Origin of the sequence: Marinifilum fragile JCM 15579, from assembly GCF_001310955.1 — a bacterium.
GTDB lineage: Bacteria > Bacteroidota > Bacteroidia > Bacteroidales > Marinifilaceae > Marinifilum > Marinifilum fragile.
Window position 1 is genome coordinate 71,609 of record NZ_BAZX01000016.1, and the last position, 16,414, is coordinate 88,022.

The 16,414-nt window shown below is 34.8% G+C and carries 14 protein-coding genes; 9 read left to right on the forward strand and 5 right to left on the reverse strand.

Features of this window, described 5'->3' with window-relative positions:
• The first annotated feature begins 68 nt into the window (after window positions 1-68).
• The 3 genes from JCM15579_RS12700 (at window position 69) to JCM15579_RS12710 (ending at window position 5,855) form a co-directional block, all read left to right on the forward strand.
• Window positions 69-2,435, forward strand: coding sequence for a GAF domain-containing protein (locus JCM15579_RS12700; RefSeq protein WP_054720693.1), 2,367 nt, complete (start codon window positions 69-71; stop codon window positions 2,433-2,435).
• A gap of 24 nt (window positions 2,436-2,459) precedes the next feature.
• A complete protein-coding gene (locus JCM15579_RS12705; protein ID WP_054720695.1) occupies window positions 2,460-4,664 on the forward strand; it encodes a patatin-like phospholipase family protein in 2,205 nt (734 codons plus the stop codon).
• A gap of 96 nt (window positions 4,665-4,760) precedes the next feature.
• Window positions 4,761-5,855 carry a DUF6268 family outer membrane beta-barrel protein gene (locus JCM15579_RS12710; RefSeq protein ID WP_157471465.1) on the forward strand — a complete coding sequence of 365 codons (1,095 nt, stop codon included), beginning with the start codon at window positions 4,761-4,763 and terminating at the stop codon, window positions 5,853-5,855.
• 52 nt (window positions 5,856-5,907) lie between these two features.
• On the opposite strand, the gene lysA is transcribed toward JCM15579_RS12710, so the two are convergent.
• The 5 genes from lysA to JCM15579_RS12735 form a co-directional block, all read right to left on the reverse strand.
• Window positions 5,908-7,062 (reverse strand): diaminopimelate decarboxylase, encoded by a 1,155-nt coding sequence (gene lysA, locus JCM15579_RS12715; RefSeq protein ID WP_054720700.1) that lies wholly within the window; start codon window positions 7,060-7,062, stop codon window positions 5,908-5,910.
• 28 nt (window positions 7,063-7,090) lie between these two features.
• Entirely contained in the window at window positions 7,091-8,401 is a 1,311-nt protein-coding gene (locus JCM15579_RS12720) for an aspartate kinase (protein ID WP_054720702.1), read from the reverse strand.
• Window positions 8,402-8,741: 340 nt separating this feature from the next.
• Window positions 8,742-9,086 carry a phenylpyruvate tautomerase MIF-related protein gene (locus tag JCM15579_RS12725; protein ID WP_054720704.1) on the reverse strand — a complete coding sequence of 115 codons (345 nt, stop codon included), beginning with the start codon at window positions 9,084-9,086 and terminating at the stop codon, window positions 8,742-8,744.
• 127 nt (window positions 9,087-9,213) lie between these two features.
• Window positions 9,214-9,567: an arsenate reductase family protein gene (locus JCM15579_RS12730; RefSeq protein ID WP_054720706.1), complete on the reverse strand. Its 354-nt coding sequence runs from the start codon at window positions 9,565-9,567 to the stop codon at window positions 9,214-9,216.
• Between the two features lies 1 nt (window position 9,568).
• Window positions 9,569-10,477: a LysR family transcriptional regulator gene (locus JCM15579_RS12735; protein WP_054720708.1), complete on the reverse strand. Its 909-nt coding sequence runs from the start codon at window positions 10,475-10,477 to the stop codon at window positions 9,569-9,571.
• A gap of 93 nt (window positions 10,478-10,570) precedes the next feature.
• Here JCM15579_RS12735 and JCM15579_RS12740 point away from each other — a divergent pair, with 93 nt between their 5' ends.
• The 6 genes from JCM15579_RS12740 to JCM15579_RS12765 all read left to right on the forward strand — a co-directional run bounded on the left by JCM15579_RS12740 (window position 10,571) and on the right by JCM15579_RS12765 (window position 16,401).
• The gene (locus JCM15579_RS12740) at window positions 10,571-11,242 is read left to right on the forward strand and encodes a type 1 glutamine amidotransferase domain-containing protein (RefSeq protein WP_054720710.1); all 672 of its coding nucleotides are present in this window, start codon (window positions 10,571-10,573) and stop codon (window positions 11,240-11,242) included.
• Window positions 11,243-11,262: 20 nt separating this feature from the next.
• Window positions 11,263-12,417, forward strand: a complete 1,155-nt coding sequence (locus JCM15579_RS12745; RefSeq protein WP_054720712.1) for an iron-containing alcohol dehydrogenase — start codon at window positions 11,263-11,265, stop codon at window positions 12,415-12,417.
• 138 nt (window positions 12,418-12,555) lie between these two features.
• Complete coding sequence (locus tag JCM15579_RS12750; protein WP_083464665.1) at window positions 12,556-12,918, forward strand: ArsR/SmtB family transcription factor; 363 nt, start codon at window positions 12,556-12,558, stop codon at window positions 12,916-12,918.
• Between the two features lie 46 nt (window positions 12,919-12,964).
• A complete protein-coding gene (locus tag JCM15579_RS12755) occupies window positions 12,965-13,390 on the forward strand; it encodes an arsenate reductase ArsC (protein WP_054720714.1) in 426 nt (141 codons plus the stop codon).
• Between the two features lie 190 nt (window positions 13,391-13,580).
• Entirely contained in the window at window positions 13,581-14,633 is a 1,053-nt protein-coding gene (gene arsB, locus JCM15579_RS12760) for an ACR3 family arsenite efflux transporter (protein WP_305067101.1), read from the forward strand.
• Between the two features lie 238 nt (window positions 14,634-14,871).
• A complete protein-coding gene (locus tag JCM15579_RS12765; protein WP_054720718.1) occupies window positions 14,872-16,401 on the forward strand; it encodes a sensor histidine kinase in 1,530 nt (509 codons plus the stop codon).
• Window positions 16,402-16,414: the final 13 nt, after the last annotated feature.

The window sequence follows — 16,414 nt, forward strand, 5'->3', positions numbered from 1 at the left end:
TGTCTTTTACAGGTATTTAAAAAGAACTACTTTAGTAGTTTGAAAATCGGGGAAATATATAAAATATTATGAAACTGGATCGCTTAAAGCTTAACATAGAGGAAGTTCCGTTTAAGAAAACGCTAAGTTTTGTTCCATTAATTAACAAGTTAAAAGAACAAAAAAAAATAAATGGGAGTCTTGATATCCAAGGTGAGGCTATTCTAAAGTTAGTAGAGGAGAAGCCTGAATTGGCAAGGGCAGATTTTGATGTAAATGATGTTGAGAAATTTAAAGATGAGATTCATGTTTTAATGGGGTATTTCTTTACTCCGGTTCAATATCGTGAAGACATTGGGGTTGTTGCTACACCTTTTGATGATCAGAACTTTTATTTTACCCCTAAGTACCTGGAATTATATGGAAATGAGAACTTGATCGTTGAAATGGTTGAGCAAAAAGATCAGGACAAGTGTTTTAAGACATTTGGGATGTTGTTTTATGCTTATTCCATGATTCTAAAGCGATATTATAATTTCGAGTTGGGGCTTGGATATCTTTTCATGTATAAGGTGACGGATAAGCTCAACGATCTGGTAAAATATTATAAACTTGAGATTGAGAAGTCTTGTATTGATATTACCTATACTGGCAAACTACCTAAGCTTAGTGAAGAGCAGTTGCATAAAATGATTAATAATCCTTTGGATATGGATTTTTGGCTGGAAACCTTACCATTGGATCAGTTTAAATTCTCAGGATTTTTACCATTTCGATATGTTGATATCAGTCAGATAGAAGTGATTTCGTCCCTTAAATCTCAATTGTTGGAGAAATCTTCAATTATCAACAGAAATAATTTTAATCAATTAGAACAAAATATCAGATCTCTTCTTGAATTGCCCAATCTTAAATTAGGGATCATTGCGTTTGGGATGAACCAAGGAAGTGTTGAAAATCCATCTGATTTTTGGCATGGATTTTTGAGTGCAGATCGTTTTAAATGCGAAGATTACAGGAAAACCATTTATGAACAAGCTGGGGAGCAAGGGAGTCCAATACTAATCAATGATCTTTCTAAAAGAGAAAATCCGAATGAGGTAGAGAAAGCCTTGCTTGATGAGGGCATTAGAAACATAGCAGTTGTGCCTCTCTATAATGAAGATGAGATGGTTGGAGTAATGGAATTGGGCTCTAACAAGGCGTATGATATTACCTTTTCCAAGTTGCGTATTATTAAGGATATTATTCCTGTATTTTCGATTGCAATACAACGAACCAGTGAAGAATTGCAAAATAAGATAGAAGCCATAATTAAAGAAGAGTGTACTGCTTTACATCCAAGTGTGGAGTGGAGATTTACTCAGGCTGCTTCTAATATGTTGTTGAAGAAAGGTAAGGGGGAATCTGCTAAAATGGAAGAAATAGTTTTCCCAAATGTTTACCCTCTATATGGAGCGATTGATGTAAGACATTCATCAGTAATCCGAAATCAAACCATTCAGGATGATTTATTGGAGCAGTTGGAACTGATACGAAATGTTGTTTCAAGTGTGAATGCCATAAATAGTATGCCAATATACGATCAGTTAATTTATAAAATTGACTATTTCAAAGATGGCATTCAAAAGGGCTTATCATCAGGAGATGAAATGAACGTGTTGAATTTTATCAGATATGAGGTTGAGCCACTATTTCCTCATTTTAAAGAAAATGGAGAGGAAGTAATTCTTGCCATAGATAATTACAAGAAAAATATCAACCCGGGATTAAATCTGGTTTACAAAAGAAGGAAAGATTTCGAGGACAGTTTGGGTCTGATTAATGATTGTGTAACAAGTTACCTGGAACAGGAAGAAGAAAAAGCTCAGGCAATGTTTCCTCACTATTTTGAAAAATACAGAACAGATGGGGTTGAGCACAATATTTATATTGGAGAAAGTATAGCTAATCATTTAAATTTTGACAGAATTTATCTTAAGAATTTGAGATTGTGGCAACTTATTGTAAGTGCTGAACTGGCTAGAAAAACTGAAGCTTTAAAAAAATCTCTGCCAATACCAATGGATACAACAGGATTGATTTTGGTTCATAGTCAGCCTTTGGCAATACGTTTCCGTCAGGATGAGAAGAAATTTGATGTGGATGGTGCTTACAATATTCGTTATGAAATTGTGAAGAAGAGAATTGATAAGGCTAAAATTAAAGGAACCAATGAGCGATTAACCCAACCGGGGATGTTGGCCATAATTTTTAGTCAGGAAAAAGAAATCGCGGAATATCAGAGATATTTGGAGTATTTGATTTCAGCTGGCTATTTTGAAAACCAAATAGAGTACCATACCTTGGAAGATCTACAAGGAGTATATGGTTTGAGAGCGATTCGAGTTAAGGTGAAGAACGGGAAAGAGAAGGATGTATTGAAGCTTGCGGAAGATTTAAAAATTGAAAATTAAAATCAAATTGAACAAAATAACAGAATGAAACATTCATTACTATTAATCCTTTTTATATCTCTGAACTTTATATCATCAGCTAAATTTAAAACTGATACACTCGAAAATAAAAAAAGACCAAAAATAGGTTTGGTACTAAGTGGTGGGGGGGCTAAAGGATTTGCTCATGTTGGTGTATTAAAAATTATCGATGAATTAGAAATACCTATTGATTACATTGCGGGTACGAGTATGGGAAGTATTATTGGTGGTTTTTATGCAATAGGATACTCGGCCAACCAAATTGAAGAAATGATCATTAGTCAGAATTGGGATCAATTGCTTGCTGATGAAATTTCTCGTAAATATGTTCCATTTCACGAAAAGCAGAACTATGAACGCCATGTTTTATCTTTTCCGATAAGACCCAAAGGGATAGAACTACCAAGTGGGATTGTAAAAGGCCAGAATGTTATTAATTTGTTTGAGAGACTATCGATTGACTATCATGATGTAACAGACTTTAGGAAGCTTCCAATCCCTTTTGTTTGTGTAGCAACTGATATTGAAACGGGAGAAGCCGTAACTCTTGATAAGGGTTATCTTCCAGAGGCCATGAGAGCTAGTATGGCCATACCAACAGTTTTTTCACCAATTGAAATTGATGGGCGATTATTGGTTGATGGTGGAATGGTTAATAATTTTCCGGTAAAGGAAGTAATTGATATGGGAGCCGATATTGTTATTGGCGTTGATGTACAATCCGGACCAAAATCAAAGGAGGAATTGAAATCATTTCTTGATATTATCAATCAAACCGTGTCTTTAATGGCTTTGAATGAATTTAAAAAGAACATCGATTTTGTAGATGTTTACATTAAGCCTAACATTAACAATTATTCCGTTGGAAGTTTTAATGCAGCAGATTCTCTAATTCATAAGGGAGAGGAGGCAGGAAGGAAATTTTACTCTGAACTAAAAGAGTTGAAAGAAAAATATCAACTTAAAAAGAAAAAAATAAAGCAATATAAGCCACCTGCTGATTCCACAACTTACTATGTGAAAAATATTGAGTATGAGGGATTGAATGATGTAAGCAAGTCATTGTTATCCGGTAAGTTTAATTTGGATGTTCCGGGCGAGATAAGTTTAAGTCAGCTGAAGCAAGGCATTAATTGGGGGTATGGGAGTAAGTATTTTGACCAGGTAGATTTTAGGTTGCTTGGGAATAAGGCAAAAACTCTTCAGGTAAGAGTAAAAGAACGTACAACTAAAAGATTCAATGTAGGACTTAGGTATGATTCGGATAATCAAGCAGGAGTGCTTCTTAATACTACTTTTCGCAATAAACTAAGAAGCGGTTCTCATTTATCATTTGATTTGAAACTTTCAGAAACCCCAAGATTTGTAACTACTTATGCAATTGATAATGGGTTAAAACCGGGAATTACGCTGCAGGCTGAATACAATGACTGGAATGTAAATGCCTACGAAGATTGGGAACAGATTGGAAACTTTGATCTGGACTATGTGAAGTTAGACTTCAAAATTCATTCGATTTTAAGGGAATCCTATTCTGTTGGTATTGGGGCTAAAGTGGAATATTACAATGTGAAATCAACTTTCACATTGCCTGGATTAGAGAGTGGTAATGCTGAAGATTACTTCTTTTCTTATTACACACTATTGAGATTAGACTCCCATGAAAAGGCATATTATCCAAAGAGAGGAATTAGTCTATATGGAGAATATAAACTGGTTACAAATAATGGGGCAAGTTTAGATGGAATGGAAAGACCAGCATCCATTGCTTATTTAAAAGTTCAGAAAGCAATTAGTATTACGGACAAATTTACGGTTTATCCAAAGTTTTATGGACGAGTGATTTGGGGTAAAAATATTCCTGACTTCTTTATGACATATACAGGAGGTATTGACCAAACAGATTATTTTGATATTCAAATGCCGTTTGTTGGTTTAGAAAGAATGGAAGTTGCATCTACAAATTCTTTTGTGTTTCGTGGCGATTTTCAATATGAGTTATTTAAAAATAACTATCTGATATTTAAAGCAAATGTTGGTAAAATTACCGAAGATGTAAATGAATCATTAAGTACAGGTGAATGGATTCGCGGACTTGGTGTAACCTATTCGTATAACAGTCTTATTGGGCCAATGGAATTTTCATTGATGTATTCCAATAAAAAGGATAAGGTGTTGAATTATGTGAGTCTTGGCTACTGGTTTTAATATTATGGGAATTACAACAAATCAATTATAATCGTGTTTTGAATCAAAGTGTTAGTTGTTTTCATTAATGCATTAAGCAAAAAAAAAGATACACCTATGAGTTTGAGGAAACTAATTGTATTTCTATCATTTATAATTATGGGGAATTGTGTTTCTGCACAGTTGTATTCGGATTCAACCCATTATGACTGGAACCCTAGTGTTGTTGGTAGTGGACCTGTTCGAGGATTTGAGGCATCCTATACTGGAGTTACAGGCTTTGATGTGGGATCTAAATCAGAAATTTATGGTGATGGGAAGGCCAAAATTGATTACAATCGAATATTTAAAACCAAATTGCGTTTTCCGATTTTAATAAAAAAGAATCTGAAAATGGCTGGGAGTATTGAGTATAGCGATGAAGAAATTCATTTTCAAAATAGTGAAAATATAAGCTATCCATTTTATCGGAGCTTAAATGATAAAAACATGAAGAGCTTAGGAGGTAGTTTGTACCTTATGACTCAATGGAAAAGGAACAGGTATTTTATGCTTCGTTTTAATGCGAAGTTAAAAGGGGACTACTGGAAAGAACACATTGGAGAAGTTAGCAAATACACATTCTTAAAAATGGAAGTTTCTCCTGTGATTGGATGGAAGGTTAATAAGTATAAATCTTGGGGAGTGGGGCTTGCATTTTCATATACTTTTGGCGATCCTCTGGTTTTTCCAATTTTTGCTTACAATCATACTTTTGCTGATAAATGGGGAGTTGTAGCTTTTCTGCCTGCAAAGATTAAGCTAAGATATCAGCCTTCGGAACTTTGTTTTATCAGTGCTAAAACTTACCTAAAAGGAGGAAGTTACAGTATGCATTTTGATAAACAAGCTCAAAGTGAGGAAATGTTGAACCCAGATAATCCTGCATTGAGTGATTTTAAAACCTTAGAATTTCGTAGGTCGGATGTGAATTTTTCTCTTGAAATAGAAAAAGGAATTACGGATTGGCTATGGTTTTCTTTTGAAGGAGGATACAGAAGTAATATCAATTTCGATGTTACAAATAAGAATAGCACGCTTAGCTTTTCAGGAAGTAAATTCACCAATAAGGATAAAATCATCGATTCCTATGCCAAAGGAGGGATGTTTTACAATCTTACCTTGTTTATTGTTCCGTCAAAATCGCTGTTGAGAAAAATTGGGATTGAATAAAGAAGGCAATACTCCTTAGAATATTGCCTTTGTATCCAAACTAATAATCACACTACAATTCGTTGGAGAAAACAGAATCTGCTATATCTCTAAGATTGTATCTGGAAGCCATTGCTTCGCCATATGCTCCTGCTGTTCGAAGAGCAATAATATCGTTTCGTTGTGTTAAAGGTAAATTAACTGCTTTGCCAAAGCAATCAGATGACTCGCAGATAGGACCAACCACATCATAAATTTCTTCTTCTCCATTCGAGCTGATGTTTTCTATTTTATGATAGGCCTGATAAAGAGCAGGACGCAACAGTTCTGTCATTCCAGCGTCGAGTATGGCAAACTTTGTGTTTACTCCATTTTTCACATACAAAACCTTGGAAATTAAGCTACCGCACTGAGCAACAACTGATCTTCCCAATTCGAAATGTAATTCCTGGTTGGGTTTAAGATTTAAAAACTCATTGAAGATTCCGAAAAAAGTAACAAAATCAGGAATTGGATTTTCGTCAGGACATTTGTAATCTACTCCAAATCCGCCTCCAACATTAATATGATTCACCAATATCTGACGCTCCTTAAACCATTCCTGAATCTCATTAATTCTGAGACAAAGACCTTTAAAAACACTTAAATCTGTAATTTGAGATCCAATATGAAAATGCAAACCAATCAATTCAATATTCTTTGCTTGGCTTAATGTTTCCAAAACCGATTCGAATTCCCAACGGTTGATTCCAAATTTGTTCTCTTCAATTCCGGTGGTGATGTAATGATGCGTATTGGCGTTAACATTAGGATTGATTCGAATGGCAATTCTTGCTGTTTTGTTGGTTTGCTCTGCCAATTCATTGATTAATTCGATTTCCGGAATCGATTCACAATTGAAACAGAAAATGCCAGCCTCAAGTGCTGTTAGAATTTCCCGATCTGATTTTCCTACACCTGCATAAACAATCTTATCAGCTGTATATCCGGTTTCCAGCGATCTTATAATTTCATTTCCACTCACACAATCAGCACCAAATCCATATGACTGAATTAACTTCATGATTTTAGGATTTGCATTGGCTTTAACAGCATAATGAATGTGATATCCGTATTTAGAAGCTTCTGAATTAATAAGCTTTAAGGTACTTTCTAATAACTCCATATCGTAATAATAGAAAGGAGTGGGAATATTTTTGAATAGTTCTATTCTTGTACTGTTGAACATGATTCAATTAAATTTTGAATGTAAAAACCTAAAATAAATTGCTGCTTAATGCTTGTAATGCTGATACTTTATCTTCTTGATTTACAAGAACAGAAATGTTGTGTTTACTACCTCCATAAGAAATCATTCTGAGAGGAATATTCTCCAAGGCCTCCAGAACTTTTTTAGCACTCCCTGTTGATTCAGAAATAAAATCACCAACTATACAAATGATTGACTGATTTTCATCGATTTCAACATTTCCGAATTTTACCAATTCAGATTCGATTTCTTTAAGTTTACTATTATCATCAATGGTTAATGAAATTGCAACCTCTGAGGTTGTAATCATATCGATAGGTGTTTTATAGATTTCAAATATTTCAAACACCTTTCTTAAGAACCCATAAGCCAAAAGCATTCTGCCCGATTTGATTTTTAGTGCAGTAATTCCATCTTTTGCAGCTATGGCTTTAATTCCTTTCCCCGTTTCATCATCGGTAATTAATGTACCCTCGTCAGCAGGACTCAGTGTGTTTTTTAATCTTACCGGTACACTTTTTAGCTTGCATGGCATAATGCTCGATGGGTGCATGATTTTTGCACCGAAATAAGCCAATTCCGCTGCTTCATCAAACGATAGTTGTTTCAGGGCAGAGGTGTTTTCAACATACCTTGGATCATTATTGTGGAAACCATCAATATCTGTCCATATTTGAACTTCATCAACTTGCAAGACAGAACCGATTAATGAGGCAGTATAATCGCTGCCACCTCTTTTTAAATTATCGACTTCTCCGTATGCATTTCTACATATAAAACCTTGAGTAATAAATAATTTGTGTTCGGATTCTTCTGCAAGAATTCGTTCCAAATTTTCCTGGATGTAGAAATAATCAGGCTCACCATCTTTATCAATTCTCATAAAATTTAAAGCAGGTAAAAATGCAGAATCAACGCCAATTTCCGATAAATAATAATGGAACATGGCAGTAGAAATTAATTCACCTTGAGCCAAAATTGCTTTTTCTTGCAATGCAGTAAAACTTCTGTTTACAAAGTTTTTGATATAATTAAAATGTGATGTAATTAACTCGTTTCCTTTGTTGATGAAGTCTTGTGTGGTAAATAATTCTTCAATTCGTTTTCGATACTGTTCCTCTAAGTCATTGATTTGCTCACTCGCTTTTTGCATGTCCTTTCGATAAAGGAGTTCAGTAATTTCAACCAAGGCATTTGTGGTTCCTGCCATAGCCGATAAAACGATGATAACTGGTTCATCACATTGAACCAATTGAGCCAAATTCTGAATTCTCTCAGGAGATCCGACTGAAGTACCGCCAAACTTTAAAACTTTCATTGGTTAATAGTTTAATTTGTTATCCCAACTGAATGGGAGTTTATTTGTTTCGCTTTTATTGATATTTTCTAATTGAATTGACAAGTTTAAAAAAAGCCTGCAGAATTTCTGCAGGCTTCTATATTTTTAAGCTTTACATTATTCTACAACACTACACAAACAACAACTGTTTATTGCGTTTATTCTGCTTCTTGTATTTAAATGTAAATCTCATTTGTACTGTCAATTTTTTATTTCGGATGTAAAGGTGTATAAAATTTTTATAAAAACAATAAAAATTTATCGAATTGTTAAAAAATTAACTGAGAATTTATTTTTACACGAATTAAATATTGAAATCTTAAAACAAAATACCATTCCATCCCCAAAATCCTCTGGGTACATCCATGAATTCAATGTAAACACGATCTTTTGGAATTTTAAGCTGTTCCTCAACCAGATTGGCAAATTTGCTTGATAAATCTTTTGTTTTTGTATCTGGTAAACCAATGCTTTTTAGTTGGAGAAATACAACAGGATCCTCCAAACCACCTAATGTCATTTCAGTTTTAGGTTCGAAAGCTGTCATTACGTATTTTTCTGGTTTTCCTAGTTCAAAGGAGATCAATGTGGAGCATTCTTTTAAAAAACTTTGTTGTTTTTTGCTAGAGAAACTCTCGTTGGTTTGAACTTTTAAATATGGCATAAGTAAAAGTTTTTAAGGTTACTGATAGAACGAAAAAAGATGCATTTTGCATCCTATTTAATGATTATGCATCCCATAAGTTATTATTAAATCAGAAAAATACAAAATGCATTCTTTTACTATTTTTCTATTTGCCCAATGCTTTTTTTGCATTCTCAACTGTTTTTTTTGCATTGCCGACAAATATTGCTCCATCAATCAAAAGTACAGGGCGTTTTAAAAAGGTGTACTCTGATAAGATATAATCTCTATAATCATCTTCACTTAAAACCTTTTCTTTTAAGCCAAGTTCTTTATACTTTATGGCTCGTCTGCTAAACAAACTTTCATACGATCCACTTAGATCTTTCATTTCCTCCAATTGATCTGCTGTTATTGTCTGTGTTTTAATATCCTGTAATTCAAAATCTGAATCAATATTTAATTCTTTTAAGATTCTTTGACAAGTTGAGCAGCTGCTTAAATGATAAATTTTATTCATATTAAATTGATTTACATGTATTTCTATTGATGATGATTTCCATAATTTCTTCTACTTGTTTTAGGTTTTTGCTTTGTGTATTTATGGCAAAATACTTATTGTAGTATGTAGTTTGAATACCCTGCCAAACTTCAATGATTTCTTTTTTTTCCAATGCTTCCTGGCACAAACTAGAAGGCAATATACAAATGCCCTTGTTCAACTGAATTGCTTGCAGCATCCCACTTAAATTTGGAATCACGTAGCGAGGTTTAAAATAAGGTTTTTTCTTAAAGTTTTGCATCCAAAAGGATTTAATGGTTTCCATTTTATAAGTGTAAGAATACCAATTTTGCTGACTCAGCCATTTTTCAGCTTCATCTATTTTTTTCTCGTAAATAAACCTGTTAAAAGGGATAGTATCTAAATCCTTATTGCTTACCAAAAGCAATGCCTCTTGACAAAAGTGTTTGTATTCTATGTTCTGATAATTGTGATTTAGTGTGGTAATGGTCAAATCTAATTTTTTCGCAAACAATTTGGCTTGAAGATCTTCATATTCTCCAAAGGTAAATTCCACATTCATTTCCAGGTCGTCCAGAATATTGGCAAAAGCATGATTAAACATTTCTATCGACATACCAATCTTGGCAGTAGGACGATTAATTAATGTTTTGCGTTTGAAGCTCTCTTCTGTTTTCTCCAATTGCAATATGGCTTCCTCAACTTGATTGTAAAGTTGCATTCCATGCGGAGTTGGTAACATTTTTCTGGGTTTTCGCTCGAAAAGCTTAACTCCCATGTATGTTTCCAAAGCGGTGAGTTGTTGACTTACACCGGGTTGTGTAATGAGTAAAATTTCTGCTGCACCAGTTAATGTTCCCTGTTCATATATCGCCTTAAAAGTCCTGTACCATTCTAGGTTTACCATGTATCTATAAATTTATTTATACAAAAGTATAAAAAGAATAAGTTTATTAATATAATAATGAGATATATATTTGCAGAGAAATAATTTAGAAACATGGCCAAAGTTTTATTTGCATTAACAAGTCATTTTAAAGATGAAAAAGGATGGGAGTCGGGATGTTACGTTCTGGAGGTAGCTGTTCCATATTTCCATTTGATAAAAAATGGAATTGAAATTGATTTTGTATCTCCAAAAGGAGGCGAAGTTCCGGTTAAGCAACTGGATTTGGATGATTCGAAAGTAAAATCGTTTTTTAAAGATAAAGATGCCAGGCATAAATTCATGAACTCCTATCATCCCAAAGATATTTCAGCAAGTAATTACGATGCCATTTATTTTCCAGGAGGTCATGGAGCTGTATTTGATATTCCTTTTGATGAAGATATTGCAAAAATAGCTTCGGAAATTTACGAGAATGATGGGGTGGTTTGTGCCGTTTGTCATGGTGGAGCAGGATTACTAAATGTAAAACTAAATGATGGAAGTTATTTGGTAAATGGCAAACAACTTACCGCATTCAGCAATCAGGAAGAAGAGGCCATTGGAACCGATCATAAAGTGCCTTACTTGTTGGAAACGGCATTAATAGAAAAAGGTGCAATATACTCTTGTAAGGCGAATTGGCAGGAATATGTAGTAGTGGATGGAAGGTTAATTACCGGTCAAAATCCAGCTTCTGATTTATTAATGGCCAAAGAGCTTGTAAAAGCACTGAAAAAGAAATAGTAATAATTAAACTTAATAAGATGGAAAATTTTGATTTTTTTAATCCAGTAAAAATTCTGTTTGGAAAAGGTAAAATTGCAGAACTAGGAAATCATATCCCTAAAGATGCAAAAATTCTAATGACCTATGGTGGTGGTAGCATCAAGAAAAATGGTGTTTACGATCAGGTTATGGAAGCTTTGAAAGATTATAACATCACAGAATTTGGTGGAATTGAGCCAAACCCACATTTCGAAACCTTAATGAAAGCAGTTGAGATTGTAAGAAATGAAGGAATCGATTTTCTTTTGCCTGTAGGTGGAGGTTCTGTTCTTGATGGAACGAAATTTATTGCAGCAGCTGCTTACTATGAGGGAGAAGATGAGTGGGATATTTTGGCGAAAAGAGCTGAAATTACAAAAGCTGTTGATTTAGGAGCTGTTTTAACTTTGGCAGCTACAGGATCTGAAATGAATAGTGGTGGTGTAATTACCAAGGCTGCAACAAAAGAGAAGTTGGCTTTCGGAAATCCATTGTTATTTCCAAAATTCTCAGTTCTTGATCCGGAAACAACCTATTCATTGCCAATGCGCCAGATCACAAATGGTATTGTTGATGCCTATGTGCATGTAATGGAGCAATATTTGACATATCCGGTAAATTCACCTGTTCAGGATAGATTTGCAGAAGGATTATTGTTGACATTAATTGAAGAAGGACCGAAAGCAATGGCTAGCGAAACTCCTGACTATGAAAACAGAGCCAATTTAATGTGGGCAGCAACAATGGCTTTAAACGGATTGATTGGAATGGGTGTTAAGAGCGACTGGGCAACTCATATGATTGGTCACGAATTGACAGCTTTCCATGGAATTGATCATGGCGTAACTTTAGCAATTGTTCTTCCTGGACTATTGACCAAATTGAAAGAACAACGTGGTGAGAAATTATTGCAGTATGCTGAGCGAGTTTGGAATATTACAGAAGGTAGTGATGATGAAAGAAAAACTTTGGCAATTCAGAAAACCGAAGAATTTTTCCAAAGCGTTGGCATTGCAACCCGTTTAGGAGAGCACAATGTGGGACAAGACAGCATTGATACCATTTCTCAAAGATTTCTTGAGCGTGGGTACGTTGGTATGTTACCTGATGTTGCAGCAGCAGATGTTGCGGAAATATTAGAGTCTAGATTGTAAGCAATCAAGATAATTTACAGAAAAGGTCCTTCTCGCAATGAGTAGGACCTTTCTTTTTGATGGTGCTTTTATACTGGATCCGATGTTAATAAATTGTAAACTTTTAAAAATCTGTTTAGAGTTTCAAATTAATGACGTATGTTTGCGACATTAGAAATAGGAAATGGAGAACTTATGAAGAAATTAGAATTATTTGAAGAAAATCAGCAGGAAATTGCTTCACTGGCAAAGGTGCTGTCGCATCCTGCAAGAATTGCCATATTGCAGTTTTTGGCTTCTACTCCAACCTGTATCTCTGGTGATATCTCAGATTATTTGCCTTTGAGTAGAACAACGGTTTCGCAGCATTTAAAAGAATTAAAATCCATGGGATTAATTCAAGGGGATGTTGAAGGTTTAAAAATTAAATATTGCTTGAACAAAGAAGGGATAGAGAAATTGAAAAGTGTATTTGGAGATTTGTTTGAAGAAATCACTCCATTAGAAAATAAAATTTGTTAATACTCACTCGGCTATTTTGCTGAAAAATTGAATAAAAGAAAATAAGATGAAAGTATTGGTGTTGTGTACAGGAAACTCATGTAGAAGTCAAATGGGTGAAGCAATTTTAAGAGATATCAATCCAGATTTAGAAGTTGTATCGGCAGGAACAAAAATTGCAGATCAAGTACATCCTTTAGCGATTAAGGCTATGGCTGAAATAGGAATTGATATCAGTTCTCACCGTCCAAAAATGGTAGATGAATTCCTGGATGAGGGGGTTGATTTCTTGATTTCGGTATGTGGTGGAGCTAAAGATGCATGTCCGGCATTCCTGGGACCAGTAGGAACTCGTCTTCATATTGGTTTTGATGATCCAGCTTACGCAGAAGGAACAGAAGAAGAAATTTTCGATGTATTCCGTCGTGTTCGTGATGAGATCAGAAGAGATTTCGCAAAATTCAATGAAGAGTACATTTTAAAAAAAGCATAAAATAATGGGGATTGAATAATTGGTAATTAATAATTATTCAATCCTGAATACTTTAAACTTTTTACTTACAAGCGTAAGCTTCAATATAGGGGGAAGTGTAAAACTGGAATTACCCGAGGGCTAAAATCAGATTCTTGCTTTTCCGTTATACTTAAATATTATGGGATCTTTAAATAAAAAATTGTCCTTTTTGGATAGATACCTAACCGTGTGGATTTTTGCCGCAATGGTAATAGGTGTGGGAGCAGGTTATTTTTTTCCTGCCATGGCTGGATTTTGGAACAAACTATCGGTGGGAACAACAAATGTTCCGATTGCCATAGGACTGGTGATCATGATGTATCCTCCATTGGCAAAGGTGAAATATGAAGAGCTAAAGGATGTGTTTAAAAATCGTAAGATCTTAATCTTATCCTTGGTGCAGAACTGGTTATTGGGTCCAACTTTAATGTTCGCTTTGGCAATTGTATTCCTGCAAGATTATCCTGAATACATGACTGGTTTAATTTTGATTGGTTTGGCAAGATGTATTGCTATGGTAATTGTATGGAACGATTTGGCCAAAGGAGATCCAGAATATGCAGCAGGATTGGTAGCTTTCAACAGCATATTCCAGGTACTGTTCTTCTCAGTATATGCATATGTGTTTATCACTGTATTGCCTGAGTATTTTGGTCTTCAGGGTTCGGTTGTGGATGTAACAATGGGCGATATTGCTGAAAGTGTATTAATTTACCTTGGTATTCCATTCTTTGCAGGAATGATTACTCGTTACTTCGGTATCAAAGCAAAAGGAAAAGATTGGTATCAGAAGAAATTCATTCCAAAAATTAGTCCGCTTACTTTGTTTGCATTGCTATTTACGATATTTGTAATGTTTTCCTTGAAAGGAGAATACATTGTACAATTGCCATTAGATGTGGTGCGTATTGCCATTCCTTTGGTCATCTACTTTGTAGTAATGTTCCTGATTTCATTCTTTATGGGACACAAATTCAAGGCAGGATATTCAAAAACAGCAAGTTTGTCGTTTACTGCGGCCAGTAACAATTTCGAATTGGCCATTGCAGTAGCCATTGCAGTGTTTGGTATCAATTCAGGTGTAGCTTTTGCTGCGGTAATCGGACCATTGGTAGAAGTACCTGTATTAATCGCATTGGTAAATGTAGCTTTACGATTTAAAAATAAATATTTTGGAGGCAAGGTGGACGTTGTTAAATGCGCAACGAATTCTGACAGTTAAGCAAGAAAATATGTAATTCGGACTAAAGTTCGCAAAATCAAAGTCATGATTCTTTTTGAGTCATGGCTTGTTTTTTATAAAGTCTTTAAAAGTGAAAAAGTAGTCAATTTACAAGTCTAAGCAAAAAGCAACATAAAGCTTAATTGAAATGGGAAGTAGGTTTTATGGGTACAGAAAAGCTTCATCTGTCTTATCATCATCATTAATGCTTATATTTGGGTAAACAAAAGCATTGCGAATGATAAAACCCGGATTGAAAATCGGTATTGTTTTAACCTTGATATTGGTTCTGCCATCATTGTTCTTTTCTGCCTACGAAATCAGTAATTTAAGTAAGAACGAAGCTGTTATTGATTCCATTTACACAGGGCAATTGGAGTCCATTTTATTTTCCTTAAACCAATATTCTGACGATGTGCTGAGTGGGTGGGCAAACCGTTTGGAGCGTGAGACCGAAGATGCGAATACTTTATTATCGAAAAATTATTCGATAGATGCGATAGGAATCAAAGATATTAATGATTTTAAATTATACGCAAAAGAGAAAGTCCCGGAAGATAGTTTGGCAAATTTACATTCCACCCTTGAACTTGATTTTGCTGCCAATCTGAATAAGATTGAACTTTTACAGCGATATGTCAAAAGTGGCTATCGAAAAATTGAAGCTTTATCCAACTCATTACCAGGCAAAAGTTTGTTTGCATTTGCATTGCAAAAGGATACTTTATCTGTGAAAACGGTGCTGTTATTGGTCGATACAGATAAATTTATTAGCGAAAACATGGGGCCAAAGATTCAGTCGGTAGCTCAGGAACGTTTCTACATTTCTGTTTTCAAGAATGAATCAGAAGAAGTATATGCCAACCAGATTCAGTCCGGTGAAGATAAAAATATCACTCAAAAAAAAGATATTTGGTTGTTTCCTGATTACCAGTTGGGTATTCAGATGCGCGGAAATACCATTGAAGATTTGGTTCGGGAAAGGACTCGTACCAATATCATTCTTTTGATTGTGATGGATATCATTTTGTTGCTGGGAGCCTGGTTTGTTTACAAGAATGTCAGGAAACAGATTCGCTTGAATCAATTGAAAACCGATTTTATTTCCAATGTTTCTCATGAAATTAGAACTCCTTTGGCTTTGATTAATATGTATTCCGAAACTCTGGAAATGGGACGTATTCCGACTGAAGAGAAGAAGATGGAGTATTATAAGGTAATCAATACCGAAGCCAACCGATTGTCGAGAATGGTGAATAAGATTCTGAATTTTAGTAGAATTGAGCGTGGGAAAAGAGAATACCATTTTACCAATACAAATTTGAATGCCGAAATCGAGAACATCATAGCAAATTACCAACAACATTTCGATCAGAATGGTTTTGAGATTGAGCTACAATTGGCAGATCAGATACCTGATATCAAGCTGGACAAGGAGGCGGTAGCCGAAGCCATTATCAATTTAATTGACAATGGAATGAAGTACAGTGCTGAAGTGAAAAAAATAGAGGTGAGTACCTGTTTGGATGGCGATTTGGTACGTGTGGATGTGAAGGATTATGGCATTGGAATAGAGAAGAAAGATCAGCCATTGGTATTCGATAAGTTTTACAGAGTTACAACAGGCAATTTAGCGCACAAGGCTAAGGGTTCTGGTATTGGCTTAAGCATTGTAAAACACATTATGGAAGCACATCATGGCAAAGTTGAATTGGCAAGTGATTTTGGAAAAGGATCCTGCTTTAGTTTGTTGTTTCCGGTAAAATAATAGTTGAATAATT